Origin of the sequence: Massilia sp. CT11-108 (assembly GCF_047302915.1) — a bacterium.
Lineage (GTDB): Bacteria > Pseudomonadota > Gammaproteobacteria > Burkholderiales > Burkholderiaceae_D > Telluria > Telluria orientalis.
Window position 1 is genome coordinate 1 of the sequence record NZ_JBKYMO010000709.1, and the last position, 2,191, is coordinate 2,191.

Consider the following 2,191-nt stretch of genomic DNA (forward strand, 5'->3'; position numbering starts at 1 on the left):
CCCCCCCCCCCCCCCCCCCCCCCCCTTTTTTTTTCCACCCCCACCCCGCAAACCCCCCGGTCGCCCCGTCGGGGGGGCGCGGATTTGTGTAAACGACACCGCCGCCGGCGCGCGCGCGGGCCGGCGCTGGCGCGCGGCCCAGGTCTCGTACTGGTCGGACGGCACCGCGTGCACGAGCAGCGCCATCAGCGCATGTTCGAGACCACAGAATTCGGCGCACTGCCCGCGGTAGGTGCCGGCGCGGTCGGCACGCAGCCGCAGGGTGGCCGTGCGGCCCGGGATCATGTCCTTCTTGCCCGCCAGGTTCGGGATCCACAGCGAATGGATCACGTCATCGGCGCGCAGCGTGACGATGACGGGCCGGCCGACGGGAATCGTCAGCTCGTTCGCGGTCGTGAATTCACGGGCCCCGTCCGCATCGCGGTAGCGCGCTTCCCACCACCACTGGTGGCCGACCAGTTCGATGTCGACGGCATCGCGCAGGGTCAGCCGCGCCAGCGCGCGGCTCGTGAACGCATCGGCCGCCAGCAGCGCGAGCAGGCCCACGATGCACGCGGCGGTGGCCCAGCCGATGCGGTGCCAGATGCGCCGCTCGGGACCTTCCAGGGACGACGTGTCGGGCCGGGTGGCGGCGTCCGCGGCGGGTGCGCACCAGACGGCGATGATCGTCGCGACGACGATGGCCACGAACACGAAGGTGCAGAGCGCCAGCGTACCGTTCCACAAGTCGCCGATGTGGGCCGCCTGGGCGCCGGCGGCACGCAGCGCATCCTGCATGGCGCTTGCTGGCGCAGCGCGCTGGAATTCCATGTGCCTCCCCGAAAAAAAGGTCGAATCTGAATGCCAAAATGTCTACATTGCAGATATACCTTTTTTTCGGCCGTTCCCGCGCACGAATCAACGTGCCGGCGGTCGGATCAGCGGCAAAAGGCGTCGAGATTGCCGACAGGTTCGACGGCCGGCAGCCCTGCCAGGTCGATGCCCGCATCCTGCGCGCGCCGCTCGATCATCGCGCCGTTGCCGGCACCCGGACTCGGGGTTCGGTAGGCCGCGTCGGACTGCGCCTGGTCCAGCGTCACGTAATGCGCGCCGGCCGCGTCCAGGCGCTTCATCACTTCCGGCAGGGTGGCCGCGCTCCAGGCACCCATGTGCGTCAGCAGCACCTGCGGGATCATGCGGCCGTACACGCGCTGCGACATCGCCTTCGTGCGCGCCAGTTGCTGGTCGATGCGGCGGTAGTAGCTCGCCTTCATGCCCTCGATCGCGGCCTGGTCGCCCTTCGCCACGCAGCGCGCGTACGTCTCCGTGTATGCCCAGTCGTCGAAGCCGAGGGTCACGTCCGCGACGCGGTAGCCGCGCGCCTTCAGCCACGCCAGCGCATCGTCGTGGCGCGCGCCCTTGCCGCCCGCGTCGAGGAACGGGTAGCGCAACACGTGCCAGTCCTTGCCGGCCATGTATTTTTGCAGTACGGGTTCGTTCTTGCGCACGTCTTCTTCCCAGGCGTCCAGCGACGCCGCCTGCGACAGGCCCATGTGGGTGTAGCCGTGGTTGCCGAGCGGGTAGCCGGCCTTGCGCCACACGTCCAGCGCGGCGGCGCTCTCCGCCTCCTTGCCGAGGGCCACGGCATTGACGAAGCCCCACGCCTCGGGCACGCCGTGCGCCCTGAACGTCGCGATGTGCGAGCGCGCGATGTCGGCGCGGCTGATGTCGGCCGGCTTGGAGCCGTGCGAAGGCAGGTCGTCGACCGTGATGGCGACGTCGAAGCGGTCAGCCGGCGCAGCGATGGCGCTGCCGAAGGCGAGTGCCAGTGCGCACAGGAGGATGGATGGTTTCAAGGCTGTCTCCGTAATTAGTTCGATGGATGCATTATCGACCGGATGGGCGGAAGCAGGCAACGGGCCCGGGAACGATTTATGATCGCATGGTCCGATATCCGCTCGACGAAAGGAAATCCGCATGCGGATACGCCTCGCCGCTGCCCTCCTTGCCGCCGTGATGACCGCGCCCGTCCTTGCCGTGCCGCGCGACGCCGCGCATCCCGCGACGCGCCAGGACGCCATCGCGGACCTGGGCGACGACTTCGGCAACAGTCTCGCCGGCACGGATGCCGCCACGCTGATGGCGGAAGCGGAGCGCCATGCGCAGGACTGGGACCTGCACGGCACGGCACGCGCACGGGCTTGCCCGCCAG

3 protein-coding genes are annotated in these 2,191 nt (G+C 69.3%); 1 reads left to right on the forward strand and 2 read right to left on the reverse strand.

The annotated features are described in order from the left end of the window. Both coxB and ACEN88_RS29725 read right to left on the reverse strand, forming a co-directional pair. Positions 1–810, reverse strand: an 810-nt coding sequence (coxB, locus tag ACEN88_RS29720; protein WP_413345488.1) for a cytochrome c oxidase subunit II, incomplete at its 3' end; no start/stop codon positions are given. 107 nt (positions 811–917) lie between these two features. Further along, positions 918–1,835 (reverse strand): polysaccharide deacetylase family protein, encoded by a 918-nt coding sequence (locus ACEN88_RS29725; RefSeq protein WP_413345490.1) that lies wholly within the window; start codon positions 1,833–1,835, stop codon positions 918–920. 121 nt (positions 1,836–1,956) lie between these two features. On the opposite strand from ACEN88_RS29725, the gene ACEN88_RS29730 reads away from it, so the two are divergent. Further along, a partial coding sequence (locus ACEN88_RS29730; RefSeq protein ID WP_413345491.1) for a hypothetical protein occupies positions 1,957–2,191 on the forward strand: 235 nt, incomplete at its 3' end.